Origin of the sequence: Rhodopseudomonas palustris (genome assembly GCF_003226555.1) — a bacterium.
GTDB classification, from domain to species: domain Bacteria; phylum Pseudomonadota; class Alphaproteobacteria; order Rhizobiales; family Xanthobacteraceae; genus Rhodopseudomonas; species Rhodopseudomonas palustris_I.
Genome location: NZ_QKQS01000013.1, coordinates 415,842 through 433,334, shown reverse-complemented (window position 1 = coordinate 433,334; position 17,493 = coordinate 415,842). Strand labels below are relative to the sequence as shown.

At 65.5% G+C, this 17,493-nt stretch carries 17 protein-coding genes; 6 read left to right on the top strand and 11 right to left on the bottom strand.

Translation table 11 applies throughout. The features are described from left to right. Positions 1-75: 75 nt before the first annotated feature. Both DNX69_RS09740 and DNX69_RS09735 read right to left on the bottom strand, forming a co-directional pair. Positions 76-828 (bottom strand): glycerophosphodiester phosphodiesterase, encoded by a 753-nt coding sequence (locus DNX69_RS09740; RefSeq protein ID WP_110785787.1) that lies wholly within the window; start codon positions 826-828, stop codon positions 76-78. An 18-nt stretch (positions 829-846) separates the two neighbouring features. After that, positions 847-1,314: a RidA family protein gene (locus tag DNX69_RS09735; RefSeq protein ID WP_110786053.1), complete on the bottom strand. Its 468-nt coding sequence runs from the start codon at positions 1,312-1,314 to the stop codon at positions 847-849. 267 nt (positions 1,315-1,581) lie between these two features. Here DNX69_RS09735 and DNX69_RS09730 point away from each other — a divergent pair, with 267 nt between their 5' ends. Continuing rightward, a complete protein-coding gene (locus tag DNX69_RS09730) occupies positions 1,582-2,451 on the top strand; it encodes a cell envelope integrity EipB family protein (RefSeq protein ID WP_110785786.1) in 870 nt (289 codons plus the stop codon). An 8-nt stretch (positions 2,452-2,459) separates the two neighbouring features. On the opposite strand, the gene DNX69_RS09725 is transcribed toward DNX69_RS09730, so the two are convergent. After that, positions 2,460-3,755: a DNA polymerase IV gene (locus tag DNX69_RS09725; RefSeq protein WP_110785785.1), complete on the bottom strand. Its 1,296-nt coding sequence runs from the start codon at positions 3,753-3,755 to the stop codon at positions 2,460-2,462. Next, complete coding sequence (locus DNX69_RS09720; RefSeq protein WP_110785784.1) at positions 3,752-4,051, bottom strand: DUF3572 domain-containing protein; 300 nt, start codon at positions 4,049-4,051, stop codon at positions 3,752-3,754. Before DNX69_RS09720 ends, DNX69_RS09725 begins: the two co-directional genes overlap by 4 nt. A 125-nt stretch (positions 4,052-4,176) precedes the next feature. On the opposite strand from DNX69_RS09720, the gene DNX69_RS09715 reads away from it, so the two are divergent. From DNX69_RS09715 to DNX69_RS09700, 3 genes are all read left to right on the top strand, one after another. Then, on the top strand, positions 4,177-4,542 hold the full coding sequence (locus tag DNX69_RS09715; protein WP_011158678.1) for a response regulator: 366 nt from the start codon (positions 4,177-4,179) through the stop codon (positions 4,540-4,542). Between the two features lie 10 nt (positions 4,543-4,552). Then, positions 4,553-5,926: a PleD family two-component system response regulator gene (locus tag DNX69_RS09710; RefSeq protein ID WP_110785783.1), complete on the top strand. Its 1,374-nt coding sequence runs from the start codon at positions 4,553-4,555 to the stop codon at positions 5,924-5,926. Positions 5,927-6,113: 187 nt separating this feature from the next. Beyond that, entirely contained in the window at positions 6,114-6,497 is a 384-nt protein-coding gene (locus DNX69_RS09700; protein ID WP_110785782.1) for a helix-turn-helix domain-containing protein, read from the top strand. Positions 6,498-6,763: 266 nt separating this feature from the next. Here the strand turns inward: DNX69_RS09700 and rpmG are convergent, their stop codons facing one another. Beyond that, entirely contained in the window at positions 6,764-6,931 is a 168-nt protein-coding gene (gene rpmG, locus DNX69_RS09695) for a 50S ribosomal protein L33 (RefSeq protein ID WP_011158674.1), read from the bottom strand. A 305-nt stretch (positions 6,932-7,236) separates the two neighbouring features. Between rpmG and DNX69_RS09690 the strand changes: the two genes are divergently transcribed. After that, positions 7,237-8,484, top strand: coding sequence for an MFS transporter (locus tag DNX69_RS09690; protein ID WP_110785781.1), 1,248 nt, complete (start codon positions 7,237-7,239; stop codon positions 8,482-8,484). A gap of 34 nt (positions 8,485-8,518) precedes the next feature. Here DNX69_RS09690 and DNX69_RS09685 read toward each other — a convergent pair whose 3' ends face one another. From DNX69_RS09685 to topA, 4 genes are all read right to left on the bottom strand, one after another. Continuing rightward, positions 8,519-9,274 carry an NUDIX hydrolase gene (locus DNX69_RS09685; RefSeq protein WP_110785780.1) on the bottom strand — a complete coding sequence of 252 codons (756 nt, stop codon included), beginning with the start codon at positions 9,272-9,274 and terminating at the stop codon, positions 8,519-8,521. A 69-nt stretch (positions 9,275-9,343) separates the two neighbouring features. Continuing rightward, positions 9,344-9,772 (bottom strand): DUF983 domain-containing protein, encoded by a 429-nt coding sequence (locus tag DNX69_RS09680; protein ID WP_110785779.1) that lies wholly within the window; start codon positions 9,770-9,772, stop codon positions 9,344-9,346. Continuing rightward, positions 9,772-12,117, bottom strand: coding sequence for a ribonuclease R (rnr, locus tag DNX69_RS09675; protein ID WP_110785778.1), 2,346 nt, complete (start codon positions 12,115-12,117; stop codon positions 9,772-9,774). Before rnr ends, DNX69_RS09680 begins: the two co-directional genes overlap by 1 nt. Before the next feature lie 2 nt (positions 12,118-12,119). Next, positions 12,120-14,855: a type I DNA topoisomerase gene (gene topA / locus DNX69_RS09670; protein WP_110785777.1), complete on the bottom strand. Its 2,736-nt coding sequence runs from the start codon at positions 14,853-14,855 to the stop codon at positions 12,120-12,122. 246 nt (positions 14,856-15,101) lie between these two features. On the opposite strand from topA, the gene DNX69_RS09665 reads away from it, so the two are divergent. Then, positions 15,102-15,317 (top strand): hypothetical protein, encoded by a 216-nt coding sequence (locus DNX69_RS09665; protein ID WP_110785776.1) that lies wholly within the window; start codon positions 15,102-15,104, stop codon positions 15,315-15,317. 254 nt (positions 15,318-15,571) lie between these two features. Here DNX69_RS09665 and dprA read toward each other — a convergent pair whose 3' ends face one another. Beyond that, positions 15,572-16,708 carry a DNA-processing protein DprA gene (gene dprA / locus DNX69_RS09660; protein WP_110785775.1) on the bottom strand — a complete coding sequence of 379 codons (1,137 nt, stop codon included), beginning with the start codon at positions 16,706-16,708 and terminating at the stop codon, positions 15,572-15,574. A gap of 110 nt (positions 16,709-16,818) precedes the next feature. After that, positions 16,819-17,430 (bottom strand): glycerol-3-phosphate 1-O-acyltransferase PlsY, encoded by a 612-nt coding sequence (plsY, locus tag DNX69_RS09655; RefSeq protein ID WP_110785774.1) that lies wholly within the window; start codon positions 17,428-17,430, stop codon positions 16,819-16,821. Positions 17,431-17,493: the final 63 nt, after the last annotated feature.

The following is a 17,493-nucleotide window of genomic DNA, read 5'->3' as shown; positions in this document are numbered from 1 at the left end:
GGTCGAAAGAGCGCTGGTGACTGTCATCACGCAGAGATTGGGCATTTGCCGCGCTTCGTTCAAGACCGGTTGCGGTCACGATTGCGGAACAAAGCCCTCGAAGATCATCTGGTCGGCGTAGTGGGCCGCGCGCGCCCGCTGCTCGGGCGTGCGTACCGTCCAGCCCAGCAGCGCGCAGCCGAACAGGTTGCGGGCAATCCAGGGCGCCGGGGCAGGGAGGTCGTCGACCCGGTAGGCCACGAAATGCGGCTGGGTTCTGAGCCCGTGCTTCAGCGCCACCATGGAGTCGCGCTGCGCCTGATTGAGCTTGGCCCAATAGGCGTCGTTGTAACTGCGCTCGGCGGTGATGCCGCGCGTCAGCTTCGGCGCGAGCTGGCGCAGCGCCAGCACCTGGTCGGGATCGAACGACATCGCCGCGACCGGTCCCTTGTAGTTGGCCAGTACCTGAAGCAGCCGGCGGGCGAGCTTGCGGTCGCCGTCGAAATGGCTCTTCAATTCGATCACCAGCCCCGCACGGCCGTCGACGAGATCGCACAACTCGCCGACCGACATCATTCGCTCGGACGTGTCCTTGAACGGCACCTGCCGCAGTTGTGCTGCTGTCATTCCGAGCAGGGGACCGCCGCCGTCGGTCAACCGGCCGAGGTCGTCGTCGTGGTGGACCATCGCCTCGCCGTCGGCGGTGAGCTGGATATCCACTTCGATGCTGAAATTGCCGGCGATCGCTGCGTTGATCGCTCCGGGCATGTTTTCTACGATGCCGCGGGTGCGGTCGTGCAGGCCGCGATGCGCGACCGGTCGGGCGGTCAGCCAGTCGGGCGCGCGCATCGCTCTGTCTCCTGCGTCTTACGCGACTTCGAACAGGCCCTCGACCTCGACCGCGGCATTGGCCGGCAGCGAGGCGACACCGACCGTGGTACGGGCGTGGCGACCCTTGTCACCGAACGCGGCCACCATCAGGTCGGACGCGCCGTTCATCACCTTCGGGCCGTCGACGAAGTCCGGCGTCGAGTTGATGAAGCCGCCAAGCCGCACCACGCGCACAACCTTGTCGAGATCGCCGAGCGCCGCCTTGAGCTGCGCCAGCAGATTGATCGCGCAGGCCCGCGCGGCGGCATTGCCCTGTTCGATCGAGACGTCGGCGCCGAGCTTGCCCTGAGCGACCAGCTTGCCTTCGCCGTCGAAGCACACCTGTCCGGATACCACCAGCAGATTGCCGGTGCGGACGAAGCCGACATAATTGGCGACCGGGCTCGCCGGCTCGTGCAACACGATGCCCTGCGCGGTCAGTTTCTGCTCGATCACCCCGGTCATGCCGATCCCCATTTGCTTGTCGCGTTGTCCCGGCGTGCGCGGCCGGGCGGTCCTGTTTCGCCGATTGCGCCGGCTGTTGCAAGCAAGCCGCTGCAACCTGGGCCAGCGTCACCGCGCTAGGAGGGCCTACCGCCAGGTTCCGTTCAAATTGCGTTTGAACCAAATTGCTCCGTGATTTCACCGCAATCCGATGGTCCAGGAAGTCTCGGCCGTTGCGACGACTTCGGCCACCACCTATTCTCATTGAACCGTTATCAGGGAGACGACATGCCCGTGTCACGACAGACGACGCGATCGAGCCGGGGACTGCTGGCAATCGTGGCGGTGTTCGCCATGTCGACCGGATCGGCGGCCGTTGCCGGCCCCGCGATCAACTTCCTGCCGCATCAGGCGTTGTACGACCTCAGCCTGGTCAAGACCCGTAACAACGCCTCGGTGAATACGGTGCGCGGCCGCATTCTGTACAACTTTTCGGGCAACGCCTGCGAAGGCTACACCTCCGATTTTCGGCAGGTGTCGGAAATCGAGAGCGGCGAGGGCAAGAACACGCTCAGCGATCTGCGCTCATCGAGCTGGGAAGACGCCGCCGGCAAGAGCTATCGTTTCAAGATCGGCACCCGGATGGACGACTCCACCGAGAGTGACGTCGACGGCATCGCTGAGCGCACCGGCGATCATATCACGGTGAAGCTGAAGCAGCCGGTACAGAAGACGTTCCAGCTCGACGGCGCCACGGTGTTTCCGACCGAGCAGATCGAACGCATCATCGAAGCCGCGCGCGCCGGCAAGTCGCTGCTGAACCTGTCCGTGTACGACGGGTCGGACAATGGCGAGAAGGTCTACAATACGCTTACCGTGATCGGCCAGCCGATCAAGGGCAGCGGCGCGGTCGCATCGCCCGATCCGTCCACCAAAGACGACGCGATGAAGTCGCTGACGCGTTGGCCGGTGACGGTGAGCTATTACGATCGCGACGCCAAAGCCAACGCCGGCGAGCAGACACCGGTCTATGCGATGTCGTTCGAACTCTACGAGAACGGCGTGTCGCGCTCGCTGGTGCTCGACTACAACGATTTTGTCCTCGCCGGGGCGATGGGCAAACTCGAGGTCAAGACCACCGGCAAGCCGTGTAAGTAACCAGATCCTTATCCCGGCGGCTTCTGCACCCGGTCGAAGGCGATGCCGCGGATCACGGCGGCGTCGCCGAATTTCTTGCGCAGGTCGTCGATCGCGCGTTCGGCGTGAGCGGAGCGGCGATCGAGCATGTCGTCCTCAATCGGGCCAGTTTGTTCAGTGAGCGCGCTGACCCCGGTTCCGATCAGCCGGAACGCGGTGCCGTCGATTTCCTTGCTCAGCATCTCGCGCGACACCGAGAAGATCCGGTTCGCCATCTGGGTCGGCGCATGGATCGTCTGCGCCCGGGTGCGCTGACGGAAGTCGGCGGTCTTCAGTTTCAAGGTGATGGTCGAGCCGGAGAGGGCGGCGCTTTTCAGGCGCGACGACACCTTCTCCGACAGGCGCCACAGGATCTTTTCCAGCGTTGCGAGGTCGCGGATGTCGTCCTCGAAGGTGGTCTCGTTCGAAATCGATTTGGCACCGCGATCGGGCACCACCTTGCGATCGTCGATGCCGCGCGCCAGCCGCCACAGCCGCCGGCCTTCGTCGCCGAACTGCCGCATCATCTCGATCTCATCGGCGCGCTGCAGATCGGCGATGGTGCGGAAGCCGCGGCTCGCCAGCCGCGACGCGGTGGCCGGGCCGACGCCGAAGATGAAGCCGACCGGCCGCGGCGCCAGCATCTCGCGCGCCTCGTCCTGATCGAGCGCGGCGAAGCCGCGCGGCTTGTCGAGATCGGACGCGATCTTGGCCAGGAACTTGTTGCACGACAGCCCGACCGAGACGGTGACGCCGATGTCGCGCTCGACCTCCCGGGCGAATTTCGCCAGCACCTTGGCGGGAGCCATGCCGTGCATCCGCTCGGTGCCGGCCAAATCGAGAAACGCCTCGTCGATCGACAGCGGTTCGACCAGCGGCGTCAGCGCCCGCATCGCCTGCCGCACCTCGCGGCCGACCCGGACGTACTTCGCCATGTCGGGCCGCACCACCGTCGCCGACGGGCACAGCGCCAGCGCCTTGAACATCGGCATCGCCGAGCGCACCCCGAAGGTGCGGGCGATGTAGCAGGCCGCCGACACCACGCCACGCTTGCCGCCGCCGACGATGACCGGCTTGTCGGCGAGGTCCGGATTGTCGCGCTTCTCGACCGTCGCATAGAACGCGTCGCAGTCGATATGGGCGAGCGACAGCGCTCCCAGCGACCGATGCCGCAGCAGGCGCGGCGACCCGCAGGCCGCACAGCGCCGTGCCTCGGCGCGCTGGTCGGCGAGGCAATCCCGGCAGAAGCCGGGCGCAGTGGGTGGGCTCGGGTCGCCGCCGCTCACGGCGTGTCACGCTCCCATCGCTTGTCCTCGAGAACCTGCAGGGCCGCAGCGACGTTGGTGGGGTGAAGCTGGACCGAGTCGGCGAAGGCTTTCGCGGTCGCGTCGTCGCGCAGCACGAAGTTCAGCACGCTGATCAGGAACTGCGGATCGGTTGCGGAACTCCGCAGGGTCTCCGGTCCGATGCCGGTCTCGGCCAGGAACAGGCCGAGCCGCTCGGGGTCTCCTGCGATGAAGGACAACGCCTGAATTGCCACGATTTCAGCCGCTTGGCGTGGATCTTGAAGCCGCTTTCGCATCGGTTGTGTTTGCCTTTCCGTAACTTCTCGTCTGTATTTTATTCAATCATGCCCGAGTCTTGCGGCTTGTCGAACGATCGCGGGCCGCCGGCCCGGGCATTTTAGTGTGAGTATTGGAGGGCGGGATGGCGAAAACCGTCCTGATCGTGGAAGACAACGAGCTCAATATGAAGCTCTTTCGCGACTTGCTGGAGGCCCATGGCTACCAGACCGCGGGAACGAGCAATGGATATGAAGCGCTCGACCTGGTTCGCAAGCTGCGTCCCGATCTGATCTTGATGGACATTCAGTTGCCCCAGGTGTCCGGGCTCGAAGTCACCCGCTGGATCAAGGACGATGCCGAACTCCGACACATTCCGGTGGTAGCCGTCACCGCATTCGCGATGAAGGGCGACGAGGAGCGAATTCGCGAAGGCGGATGCGAGGCTTATTTGTCGAAGCCGATCTCTGTCGGCAAGTTCATCGAGACGGTCCGCCGGTTCATCGGCTAGGAGTAGCAACGTGTCAGCGCGTATCTTGGTGGTCGACGACATCCCGACGAACGTCAAGCTGCTCGAAGACCGATTGTCGGCCGAGTATTTCGACGTCATCACCGCGTCGAACGGTGTGCAGGCGCTGGAGATCTGCCAGCGCGCCGAATGCGACATCGTGCTGCTCGACGTGATGATGCCGGACATGGACGGCTTCGAAGTCTGTCGTCGGCTGAAGTCGAATCCCAAGACGCATTTCATCCCGGTGGTGATGGTGACGGCGCTCGACAGCCCGGCCGATCGGGTGCGCGGGCTGGAAGCCGGCGCCGACGATTTCCTGACCAAACCGGTGTCGGACGTGGTGCTGATCGCGCGCGTGCGGTCGCTGACCCGGCTGAAGATGATGACCGACGAGCTGCGGATGCGGGCGATCACGTCGCTCGAAATCGGCATGCAGGCGCCGGAGCGTGAAGCCGTCTCGGATCAGGGCAAAGGCGGCCGCATTCTGCTGGTCGACGATCGGCCGTCGTCCTACGAGCGGCTGGCGCCGCTGCTCAGCGCTGAACACGACGTCGACGTCGAGACCAATCCGTCGGAAGCGCTGTTCCATGCCGCCGAGGGCAACTACGACCTGCTGATCGTGTCGCTGGGACTGGAAAATTTCGACGGCCTGCGGCTGTGCAGTCAGGCGCGCTCGCTGGAGCGCACGCGGCACGTGCCGATCCTGGCGATCGCGGACGCCGAGAACAACGCGCGGCTGCTGCGGGGCCTCGAGATCGGCGTCAACGACTATCTGCTGCGGCCGGTCGACAAGAACGAATTGATGGCGCGGGCACGGACCCAAATCCGGCGTCGCCGCTATACCGATCATTTGCGCGACAACGTGCAGCATTCGATCGAGATGGCGATCACCGACGGTCTCACTGGGCTGCACAATCGGCGCTACATGGAGAGCCATTTGGCGACGCTCGCCGAGCAGGCGGGCACGCGCGGCAAGCCGCTGGCGCTGATGATCCTCGACATCGATTTCTTCAAGTCGATCAACGACAGCTACGGCCACGATGCCGGCGATGACGTGCTGCGTGAGTTCGCGCTGCGGATCAAGAAGTCGATCCGCGGCATCGATCTCGCTTGCCGCTATGGCGGCGAGGAGTTCGTGATCGTGATGCCGGAGACCGATCTGCACGTCGCCCAGATGGTGGCCGAACGGCTGCGCCGCGCCATCGCCGGCGAACCGTTCGCGGTCGAGAAGGGCACCCGACGCATCGAAGTCACGATCTCGATCGGGCTGTCGACGCTGGAACGCAAGGGCGAGCCGATCCCCGACCTCTTGAAACGCGCTGACACCGCGCTGTACCGCGCCAAGCATGACGGCCGGAATCGGGTGGTCGCAGCGGCAGCGTAATTCCGCCCTTGGCATTGTTCCCAAAACGGGAACGTGCTAGTCGTGATCATGCGTCTGATCGCCCGCAACGTGCTGGTCGAGTTCTGGGGCAAACACCCGGAAGCCAAGCCATCTGTCGAGCGCTTGTACGCGCTGATCAGGGCTGCAAACTGGAACTCAACCGACGAGGTTCAGAAGGAAGATCGTCGTGGACGTTCGCCCGATCCGGACAGACGAGGATCACCGCGCCGCACTTGCGGCGATAGAGGCTTGCTGGGGCGCGCCAGAAGGATCGGAAGAGGGCGACAAGCTCGATGTGCTGCTGGCGCTGGTCGAGCTTTACGAAGCGAAGCGGTGGCCGATCGTGATCGCCGAAGATCAGGACCCGATCGATGTCCTGCAGTACGCCATCGACGAACTCGGGCATACGCAGGCTGAGTTGGCCCAACTCCTTGGCTCGCGGTCGCGAGCGTCCGAGGTGCTGTCGCGTCGTCGCGCACTCACCGTCGAGATGATCCGCAAAATTGCGGAGGCGTGGAAGATTCCGGCTGACTTGCTGGTGCGTCCCTACAAGACCGAACGCGCCGCCTGAGCAGCGATCGGCATGGTCTCGGCGGTGGCGTAGCCGAGGCAATTTGCACGAGTTCACGATCACGCACGGTCGTCATCCCCGCGGATGCGGGGATCCAGTACGCCGCGGCTTCTGTGTTTGATCTCGGGCGCTCTGGGATACTGGGTCGCCCGCCTGCGCGGGCGATGACGTCTGTGGGCGGAGCGAAGGCTGCCGATCATCGCCCAAAATAGAAACGGGGCCCGAAGGCCCCGTGGAAGGAATGCTGTCAGTGAGCCGGTGGCGGCTTACTTGATCTTGGCTTCCTTGAACTCGACGTGCTTGCGCGCGACCGGGTCGTACTTCTTCTTGACCATCTTGTCGGTCATGGTGCGCGAGTTCTTCTTCGTCACGTAATAGAACCCGGTGTCGGCCGTCGACACGAGCTTGATCTTGATGGTGACCGCCTTGGCCATGATCTCAAACCTCGGAATTTGGGAATAAACAGGCGAGGTCGAACGTCAGGACCCGCGTTTGGCCGGCAAACTAGCCGCCAACGCCCGAAAGTCAAGGTTTTCGGTAGGGATAGTCGGGCCAAGAGGACAAAATCGGTCTGAAGCGCGAAAACTCGCCCCTAAAGGCGCCAAAGGGCGGGAAAATCCGACCAGACCGCGTTCCGCGCATCGCAGGCCTTCCCGAAGCCGCCCTCGATTTTTGGCAATTGCGAACCATGTTCGGAATCCCGCCCCTCCGATTCTGTTTCTGTCACGAAAGGCCCCAGATGAGTGTCAGCGAGCCGGCCCCGCGCATCGCGGAGGCCTCTCGACCCAAGCCGCCGCCCAAGACCGACTCGAGCGGCGCCGTGGGGCCAGATCCCGCAATGGGCGCCGGGCTGACGCTGGCGATGGCGGCGGCCGCGGGCATCAGCGTCGCCAACATCTATTACAACCAGCCGATGCTGGGGGTGATCGAGCGCGATCTCGGTAGTCCGTCGCTGACCGGGATGATCCCGACCGCGACCCAGCTCGGTTATGCGGTGGGGCTGTTTTTGCTGGTGCCGCTCGGCGACCTGACCGACCGGCGGCGGCTGATCGCCGGCCAGTTCGTGCTGCTGGCGATCGCGGCCGCGTTGGTGGCATTGGCGCCGTCGGCCTGGCTGATCATTGCCGCGTCGCTCGCGCTCGGTGCCTGTGCGACCGTCGCGCAGCGGGTGGTACCGTTCGCCGCGGCGCTGGCGGCACCGGAGCGGCGCGGCAAGACCATCGGTCTGGTGATGTCCGGGCTGTTGTGCGGCATCCTGCTCAGCCGGACGGTGGCGGGCTTCGTCGCCGGGCATCTCGGCTGGCGCGAGATGTTCTGGCTATCCGTGCCGGTGGCGCTCGCGGCCGCGGCGCTGATGGCGTGGCTGCTGCCGCGCCATCATGGTCACCTTGATCTCAGCTATGGCGCCGCACTGAAGTCGCTGGCGTCGCTGTGGCGCCAGCAGCCTGATTTGCGGCGCGGGACTGCGGTGCAGGCGGCGCTGTTCGCCTCCTTCAGCGTGTTCTGGACGGTGCTGGCGCTGCATCTGCAGGAGCCGCACTTCGGTCTCGGAGCCCAAGCCGCCGGCTTGTTCGGCCTCGTCGGTGTGGTCGGCGTGCTGGCCGCGCCGATCTCCGGCCGGATCGCGGACCGAAGCGGGCCGGGACCGGTGATCGCGGTCGGCGCGGCTCTGGTGCTGGTGTCGTGGGTCGTGTTCGGTCTGTGGGGCAGCCTCGCCGGACTGCTGATCGGCGTGGTGGTGCTGGATTTTGGTCTGCAGAGCGCGCTGATCTCCAACCAGCACATCGTCTATGCGCTGGTTCCGGAAGCGCGCAACCGGCTCAACACCGTGTTCATGACCGGAATGTTCATCGGCGGATCGATCGGCTCTGCCGGCGCCGCCTTCGCCTGGGCGCATGGCGGCTGGACGGTTGTGAGCCTCTATGGCGGCGCGCTGGCTGCAATCGCTTTGTTGCTCGAACTGACGGCGCGGTGGTCGCGCCGTTAGTTCGAGCTTGGCCTCGTCGATACGGGCCAGGCGCTCAGGCGCCCGGCAGCATGTCCTTCTGCATCTTGCCGCCGTAGAAATGGAAGAACGGCACGGGCGCGTCGTGGCGCAGCGGACCTGTGGCGAGCCGGCGGTCGAGTTCGCCGAGGACGTTCTTGGTCATCGGATGCAGATCGGCGAGCGGTTTGGAGCCGAGTTCGACCCACACCAGCTCGACCAGTTCGGCATCGGCATGGATCACGCCGTCGACGCGGTGCGCGATTGCAGACGCGTCGGCGGTGAAGAAGCGGGTGTCGAACCGCTTGATGCGGCCGGGCGGGGTGATCGCGCGGGCGATCAGGAACAGGCCCGACGGATCGGGCAGCAGACCGGCTTCAGTGAACGGCTGCCACGGGCCGGCCAGCTTCGACTTGGCTTCGGTCTTGCAACCGAGACACAGCCCGGTCTCTTCGCAAGCTTCGCGGATCGCCGCGATCGCCAGCGCGCGGGCGCGGGACGGCGTGGTCTTCGGGCTGCCCTTCAGCAGATTAGCTTCCAGCTCCGGCGGGATCGGCGCCGCGACCGGGACGCGGACGTCGTTCTTGTCGACGCGTCCGCCGGGAAACACGAACTTGCCGGGCATGAACACGACGTTGTCGTGGCGCTTGCCGACCAGCACCTTCGGCGTCGAACCGCTGCGATCGACCAGGATTAACGTCGCGGCGTCCTTGGGCCGGAAATACGGGTGGTGGCTGGGTTCCTGATGATCCTGCTCGACCTTCGGCTCGGTCTGTATCGCGGATTCGGTCATGTCGCTCCCGTTGTCGTTTCTTGTTGGTGTTGTTGTTCGTCGTTGTGCCGCCGCGTCGGAATCGCGCCGTCAGTGGTCCGGGTTGGTCTCGTCGAAGCCGTGCATCCGGAATGCCCATTGCAATCCGACTACGGCGCCTTTGACCGGCTGCAGCAATAGCAGCGAAGCCAGCAGGGTGAAAGGCAGGTAGATCGCGAGCTGAAGCATCACCGGCGGCGAAAAATGAGTTTCGATCGACAGCGCGAGTGGCACCACGATATGGCCGACGATGACGATCACGAGATAAGCCGGGAGGTCGTCGGCGCGGTGGCCGGTAAAATCCTGGCCGCATTGGTCGCAGCTGTCCGCGGTCTTGAGGAACGCACGAAACATCTTGCCTTCGCCGCAGTTCGGGCATCGGCCGCGGAAGCCGCGCCACATCGCCTGCCAGACATTGCGCTGCTGCGACGGGGTGGATTGCGGCGGCCAGACGATCGGCTCGCGTGACAGCATGGTCATCAGCGTTTTCCTCTCCCGGACTTGGCTTTTTGCTTCGGCTTGGCCGCTTTCCGCGCTTTCGCCCGTCCGGGCTTGGCGCGTGCCGACTTGCCGCTCTCGGTTTTCAGCTTGGCCTTGCTCTTCCCCTTGATGGTGCGTGCCGTCTTGCGGTGCGTGAATTCAACGCTGGCGTTGCTCACCAGTTCGAACCGCAGCGCGCCGGCGACCGGTGCAGCTTCCACCAGCTTGACGTCGACCACATCCCCCAGCCGGTGCATGGCCCCGCTGCGCGAGCCGATGAGCGCGTGGCGGGTTTCGTCGTAGTTGAAATATTCGTCGCCGAGCGAGCGGATCGGGATCAGCCCGTCGGCGCCGGTGTCGCTCAGCTTGACGAACAGGCCGGCTTTGGTGACGCCGGAGACGCGGCCCTGGAACGTAGCGCCGATCCGGTCGGCGAGATGATGCGCAATCAGCCGGTCGACGGTCTCGCGCTCGGCCTTCATCGCGCGTCGCTCGGTGAGCGAGATCTGCGCCGCAACCTCCGCCAGCGTCTCGACCGTCTCGGTTTGCGGCAGCGCACCGTCGCCGAGATTGAGCGCGCGGATCAGGGCGCGGTGCACCACGAGATCGGCGTAGCGCCGGATCGGCGAGGTGAAATGTGCGTAGCGGCGCAGGTTCAGGCCGAAATGGCCGTAGTTCTCGGAGCTGTATTCCGCCTGCGCCTGCGACCGCAGCACCACCTCGTTGACCAGCGGCTCGGAGTCCTCGCCTTTGACCATCGCCAGGATGCGGTTGAACTGCGCCGGCCGCAGCGCGCCTTGCTTGGCGAACGACAGATCCAGCGTCTTGAGGAAATCGACGAGGTTGTGGACCTTCTCCACCGACGGTTCGTCATGGACGCGGTAGATCAGCGGCAGCGCCTTCTTTTCCAGCATCTCGGCGGCGGCGACGTTGGCGAGGATCATGAACTCTTCGATCAGCCGGTGCGCGTCGAGTCGCTCCGGCACGATCACGCGGTCGACGGTGCCGTCCGGCTTCAGGATGATCTTGCGCTCGGGCAGATCGAGGTCGAGCGGACTGCGCTCGTCGCGACCGCGCTTGATCACCGCATAGGCGTCGTACAGCGGCTTCAGGATGGTTTCGAGCAGCGGGCCGGTGACGTCGTCGGGTCTGCCGTCGATCGCGGCCTGGGCCTGCGCGTAGCTCAGCTTCGCCGCCGAGCGCATCAGGATGCGGTGAAACGAATGCGAGCGCTTGTGCCCCTGCGCGTCGATCACCATGCGGACGGCGAGGGCGCCGCGGGGCTCGCCGGGCTTCAGCGAACACAGATCGTTGGAGATCCGCTCCGGCAGCATCGGCACGACGCGGTCGGGGAAGTACACCGAATTGCCGCGGCGCAACGCATCGCGATCGAGCGCCGAGCCTGGCCGCACGTAGTAAGCGACGTCGGCGATCGCGACGTGCAGGATCACGCCGCCTTTGTTGGCGGGGTCGGGGTCCGGCTCGGCATGGACGGCGTCGTCGTGGTCTTTCGCATCGGGCGGATCGATCGTCACCAGCGGCAGTTCGCGCCAGTCTTCGCGGCCTTTGAGCGTTGCCGGCTGGGCGGCTTCGGACTCGCTGATCGCGGCCGAGGAGAACTCCTGCGGGATATCGTGGGTGTGGATCGCGATCAGGCTGATCGCTTTTTCGCTGGCGAGCGAGCCGAGCCGCTCCTTGACCCGGCCTGAGGCGAGGCCGAAGCCGCGCGTGCGGATCAGATCGACGCTGATGAGGTCGCCATCCTCGGCGCCGCCGGCATCGTGCGCCGCGATGTTGAGTTCGCGCCCGGCCTGCTTCTTGTCGACCGGCACCATCCGGCCGCCGCCCTGCGGCAGCGCGCGGAAGATGCCGAGGATGCGGGCCTTGCCGCGTTCCAGCACACGGATGATGCGGCCGACATAAGCGGGGCCGGCGTCTTGCGGATCGGCAGTCTCGACATGCAGCAGTGCGCGGTCACCGACGCCGGCCGCGGTGCCCGGCTTGATCCGCCGCGGGGTGTGGATGCGGATCTTCGGCGCGTCGCCGTCCTGCTCGTCCCATTCGGACGGCGTGGCGATCAGCTCGCCGTCGGCATCGCGCGAGACGATGTCGGCCAGCAGCGTCGGCGGCAGCGTGGCTGGCTCGGATACCTTGCGGCGGCCGCTCTTGCGGATGCTGCCGCCGTCGGCGAGTTCGCGCAGCATCCGCTTCAACTCGGCGCGATCGGCATTCTTGAGGCCGTATTCGCGCGCGATCTCCCGGGTGCCGACCTTGCCGGGATGGGCGCGGATGAAGGCGAGGAGAGTGGCCTTGTCCGGAAACTTCGCGTCGCGCGTCTTGCTCACATCTATCCGTTCTTGGCGGCGCTGCTCTTGGCCGCGTCTTTGGGCTTGGCGGCCTTCTTCGCCGCGGTCTTGGCCGCCACCGGTGCACGCGCCTTGCTGGCCGCGGCGCTTTCCGCCTTCGGCTTGGCCTTCTTGGCGGCGGCCTTCTTCACCGGCTTGGCCTCACCGTCGGCATCCGCCTTCTTGGTGGCGGCTTTCTTGGCTGGTGCCTTCTTGGCCTTGCCGCCGCCCTTGGCGGCGCGCTCGTCGAGCAGCGCGATCGCTTCGGGCAGCGTGATGGTGTCTTCGGTCTTGTCGTTCGGAATCGTGGCGTTGACGCCGCCGGCGGTGACGTAGGCGCCGTAGCGTCCCTTCTTCACCGCGACCGCGCCGAGGCTCGGATGGTCGCCGAGCGCCTTGCCGGGATCGGCGCCGAAGCGGCCCTTGCTGGGGCCCTTGGCAACCTTCTCGGCGATCAGCGTCACCGCGCGGTTGAGGCCGACCGTATGCACGTCGTCGCCGGCCTCGAGGCTGGCATAGGTCTTCTCGTGTTGCACATAGGGGCCGAACCGGCCGATGCCGGCCTTGATCGGCTGCCCGGTCTCCGGGTGCTTGCCGACTTCGCGCGGCAGCGCCAGCAGCTTCAGCGCCATTTCGAGATCGACATCGGACGGCGAAGTGCCCTTCGGAATGCCAGCCCGCTTCGGCTTCTCGCCCTCGGCGTAGTCCTTGGCCTCGCCGAGCTGGATGTACGGCCCGAACCGGCCGGACTTCACCGCGACCTCGAGACCGCTGTCCGGATCGGTGCCGAGCACGCGGTCGGCGTCGCCGGCGCTGTCGGAGGCGAGCGGCCGGGTGTAGCGGCACTCCGGATAGTTCGAGCAGCCGACGAAGGCGCCGAACTTGCCGGCCTTCAGATTGAGCTTGCCGGAGCCGCAGCTCGGGCACTGCCGCGGATCGCCGCCGTCTTCGCGTGCCGGATAGATGTGCGGCCCGAGCATCTCGTCGAGCACGTCGAGCACCTGGGCGACGCGCAAATCCTTGATCTCGTCGACCGCGCCGATGAAGTCGCGCCAGAAGTCGCTCAGCACCTGTTTCCAGGACACTTCATTATTGGAGATGCGGTCGAGGTCTTCTTCTAGCCCGGCGGTAAAGTCGTATTCGACGTAGCGGGTGAAGAAGCTCTCCAGGAACGCGACCACGACGCGGCCTTTGTCCTCGCCGTGCAGCCGCTTCTTCTCCAGCCGGACGTAACCTCGATCCTTCAGCACCTGCAGGATCGAAGCGTAGGTCGAGGGCCGGCCGATGCCGAGCTCTTCCATCCGCTTCACCAGCGAGGCTTCGGAAAACCGCGGCGGCGGCTCGGTGAAATGCTGGGTGACGGCGAGGGCCTCGCGCTTCAGCGCTTCGTTCTCGCTGATCGCGGGGAGGCGGCGCGAATCCTCGTCCTCGGAATCGTCGTCGCGGCCTTCCTGATAGGCGGCGAGGAAGCCGTCGAACTTCACCACCTGGCCGGTAGCGCGCAGTTCCAGCAGGCGCGACCCGGCCTTCGCCTCGATGTCGACCGTGGTGCGCTCGAGCTCGGCGGATTCCATCTGACTGGCGAGTGTGCGGATCCAGATCAGCTCGTACAGCCGGGCCTGGTCGGATTCGAGCCGGCGACTGACGTCGGCCGGGCGGCGCGACAGGTCGGTCGGGCGGATCGCTTCGTGGGCTTCTTGCGCGTTCTTGGCCTTGGCGGTGTATTGCCGCGGAGCCTCCGGCACATAGGCGTTGCCGAAATCCTCGGCGATCACCTTGCGCGCCTGGGTGATGGCGGACGGGTCGATCTGCACACCGTCGGTACGCATATATGTAATGAGTCCGACGGTCTCGCCGCCGATGTCGACGCCTTCATACAGCCGCTGCGCCACCCGCATGGTGTGAGCCGGGGCGAAGCCGAGCTTGCGGCTGGCTTCCTGCTGCAGGGTCGAGGTGGTGAACGGGGCGTAGGGATTGCGGCGTGCCGGCTTGGCTTCGACGCTGGCGACGCGGAAGTTCGCGGCCTCGATCGCCTTCTTGAAGTCTTCGGCCTCGGCACCGGTTCCGATGTCGAGGCGCTGGATCTTCTTCCCGTCGGCGCCGACGAGGCGCGCCTCGAAGGTGTCGCCGCGCGGCGTCGCCAGAGTGGCGATCAGCGACCAGTATTCGCGCGGGACGAATTTCTCGATCTCCGTCTCGCGGTCGCACACCAGCCGCAGCGCCACCGACTGCACCCGGCCGGCGGAGCGGGCGCCGGGCAGCTTGCGCCACAGCACCGGGGAGAGGGTGAAGCCGACCAGATAATCGAGCGCGCGGCGCGCCATATAGGCGTCGACCAGCGCACCGTCGATCTGGCGCGGATGCTTCATCGCGTCGGTGACCGACTGCTTGGTGATGGCGTTGAACACGACGCGCTCGACCTGTTGGTCTTTCAGCGCACGCTTCTGTTTCATCACCTCCAGCACATGCCAGGAGATCGCCTCGCCCTCGCGATCAGGGTCGGTGGCGAGGATCAGCTTGTCTGCATTCTTCAAAGCCTTGGCGATGTCGTTGAGCCGGCTCGCCGCCTTCGGGTCGACTTCCCAGATCATCTGGAAGTCGGCGTCGGGGTCGACCGATCCGTTCTTGGCCGGCAAGTCGCGGACGTGCCCGAACGAGGCGAGAACCTCGTAGGACGAGCCGAGATATTTGTTGATCGTCTTGGCCTTCGCCGGCGACTCGACAATGACGAGGTTCATCGCATTCCAGGCGTCAGAATGAAGAGAAAAAGGCCGGACTGCGAGACTCGCGCCGGCCGGATTGCCCGGAACATGGGTGGTGACGGGTGCGCTGTCAAATGGCTGCTCGGGGAACCAGCCTGAAATCAGGCCTACTTAGGACTGAAATTCACGAAACATAAACCTAGAGATGTACAACTTATGCGTGTATATCGAGGCTATGATCTTCTGATTGGTGTGTTCGATTCTGTCTAGGAATGGTGCCCGATGACGTCCCCGTCCGAGAGCCACCGAAACTGCCGTACCGTCCGGCCAGGAGATGGCGGGCCTGTTGAAGCGGCCCAATACCTGTCGGAAGCGACCGGCCAACTGATTCAGGTCGCGCAGGCGCATCGCCTCGACATGCTTTGTTATCTGCTCGACATGGCGCGGATGGAAGCCAAGGAGATCGTCCGCCGGCGGCGCAATTCCAGCACCGAGTGAACAAGTTCCGCGATCTATCTCATTAGACAGAGGTCTTTGTGTTCCCCTGAGATCCCGGTTGAGCTTTGTTCGGTGCGTGAGTTCGACCTGCGTGCTGGCTGCGGTCGCTGTCACGAAGCATTCGCAGTTAACGTCTAATTAACCGAACCAGTTCACGATTCGAACGTCGGGGCGGGCCGGATGTACGTCCGCTCCTGGACAATGGCTCGAAGTTTCACCGCTTCGGGCCGTTGGCTTTTTTGGGAGCGGTTCGCTCAGCTCAGCGACACCAGCGAGCCGCCATGGCGCTCCAGCCGGCCGGCGAGTTCGAGCTCCAGCAACACGATTCGCACCACAGCCGGCGCAATGCCGGAGAGGCGGATCAGGTCGTCGATTCCGATTGGGCTCGGACCAAGCAGAGCGAGGAGGCGGCTGCGGTCGCTTGCTTCAGGCTCGCCGTCCGGCGGCGCGTGCTCGGGCTCGCGGCCCGGCAGCTCGATCGGCCGTTCCAGGATCGAGGCGACCGCATCGACGATGTCGGCCGCCGAGGTGATCAGGGTCGCGCCCTGCTTGATCAGGTCGTTGGTGCCGGCGGCGCGCGGGTCGAGCGGCGATCCCGGGACCGCGAACACCTCGCGGCCCTGATCGGCGGCGCGGCGGGCGGTGATCAGCGAGCCGGAGCGATAGGCGGCCTCGATCACCGCGACCCCGACCGAAGCGCCCGAGATCAGCCGGTTGCGGCGGGGAAAGTCCTTGCCGCGCGGGACGTGGCCGAGCGGCATCTCGGAGATCGCGGCGCCGCGTGCCTGGATGATGTCCAGCAGCAGGTCCTCGTGCTCGGCCGGATAGATCTTGTCGTGGCCGCCGGCCAGTACCGCGACGGTGCCGCTGGCGATGCTGGCGCGATGCGCCGCCTGATCGATGCCGCGGGCGAGGCCGGAGATCACCACGAAGCCGGCGGCCCCAAGATGGGCGGCGAGCTGGCCGGCGAATTTCAATCCGGCGCCCGAGGCATTGCGCGAGCCGACGATTGCGATCATCGGCCGGACCATCACGCCGAGCGCATCGGGCAGGGCATGGACGCCGAGCAGCGGCGGCGCGTCGTCGATGGTGGCGAGGCGAGGGGGATAGCCGATCTCGCCCGGTGCCACCAGCTCGACGCCGATCCGGCGGCCACCCTCGATCTCGCGCCGCGCTTCGTCCTCGGACGGGATGCGTCCGCTCCGGGCGGCGCCGCCACGCTTTGCGAGCTCAGGAAGCCGCTCCAGTGCCGCACGGGCCGAGCCGAAATGATTGATCAACGAGCGGAAGGTGCGCGGTCCGACATTCTCGGCCCGGATCAGCCGCAGCCAGTCGATCCGCTGCGCTTCGGTAAGGACTGTCGTCCCCTGATCGCTACTACGCTCGCCCACATCCGCCCCCGCGAGCGGGAGTGTTGCGCAACTTTTGCGTGTGAACAAGGTCGATGAAGGTGGACGGAAAGTATGGTCAGATCACCCGCTTACCGCAATTGCCCCTGCGATTACTTCTTCTCGCCGATCTTACCTTCGGTGCCGGCCTGCAGCCGCTTGATGTTCTCGCGGTGCATCCAGAACAGCAGCAGGGTCAGCACCGCGAACAGCGAGGCGAGGGCGGCGTGGCCAAACCACCACAGGAAGATCGGGGTGATGAAGCTCGCCACCAGCGCCGACAATGACGAGTAGCGGGAGGTGAAGGCCGTCGCCAGCCACATCAGGCAGAACACCACCGCGGCCGGCCAGAACAGTCCGATCAGCACGCCGATATACACGGCGACGCCCTTGCCGCCTTTGAACTTCAGCCAGACCGGAAACAGATGGCCGAGGAAGGCGCCGAGTGCCGCCAGCATCGCGGCATTGGCGGCGATCGCGTCGGTGCCGGTGGCGAGATAAGCGGTGAGGATCACCGCGGCGGTGCCCTTCAGCGCATCGAGCAGCAGGGTCGCGGCTGCGAGCCCCTTGCGGCCGGTGCGCAGCACGTTGGTGGCGCCGATATTGCCGGAACCGATCGAGCGAAGATCCTGGGTGCCGGCGATCTTGGTGAGGATCAGGCCGAATGGAATCGAACCGAACAGGTAGCCGATCACCAGCGCGGCGATGTAGATCCCGATCATCATCGTGGTCGTCTCCTCAAAGACATGCGTTCGTCATTGCGAGGAGGCGAAGCCGACGAAGCAATC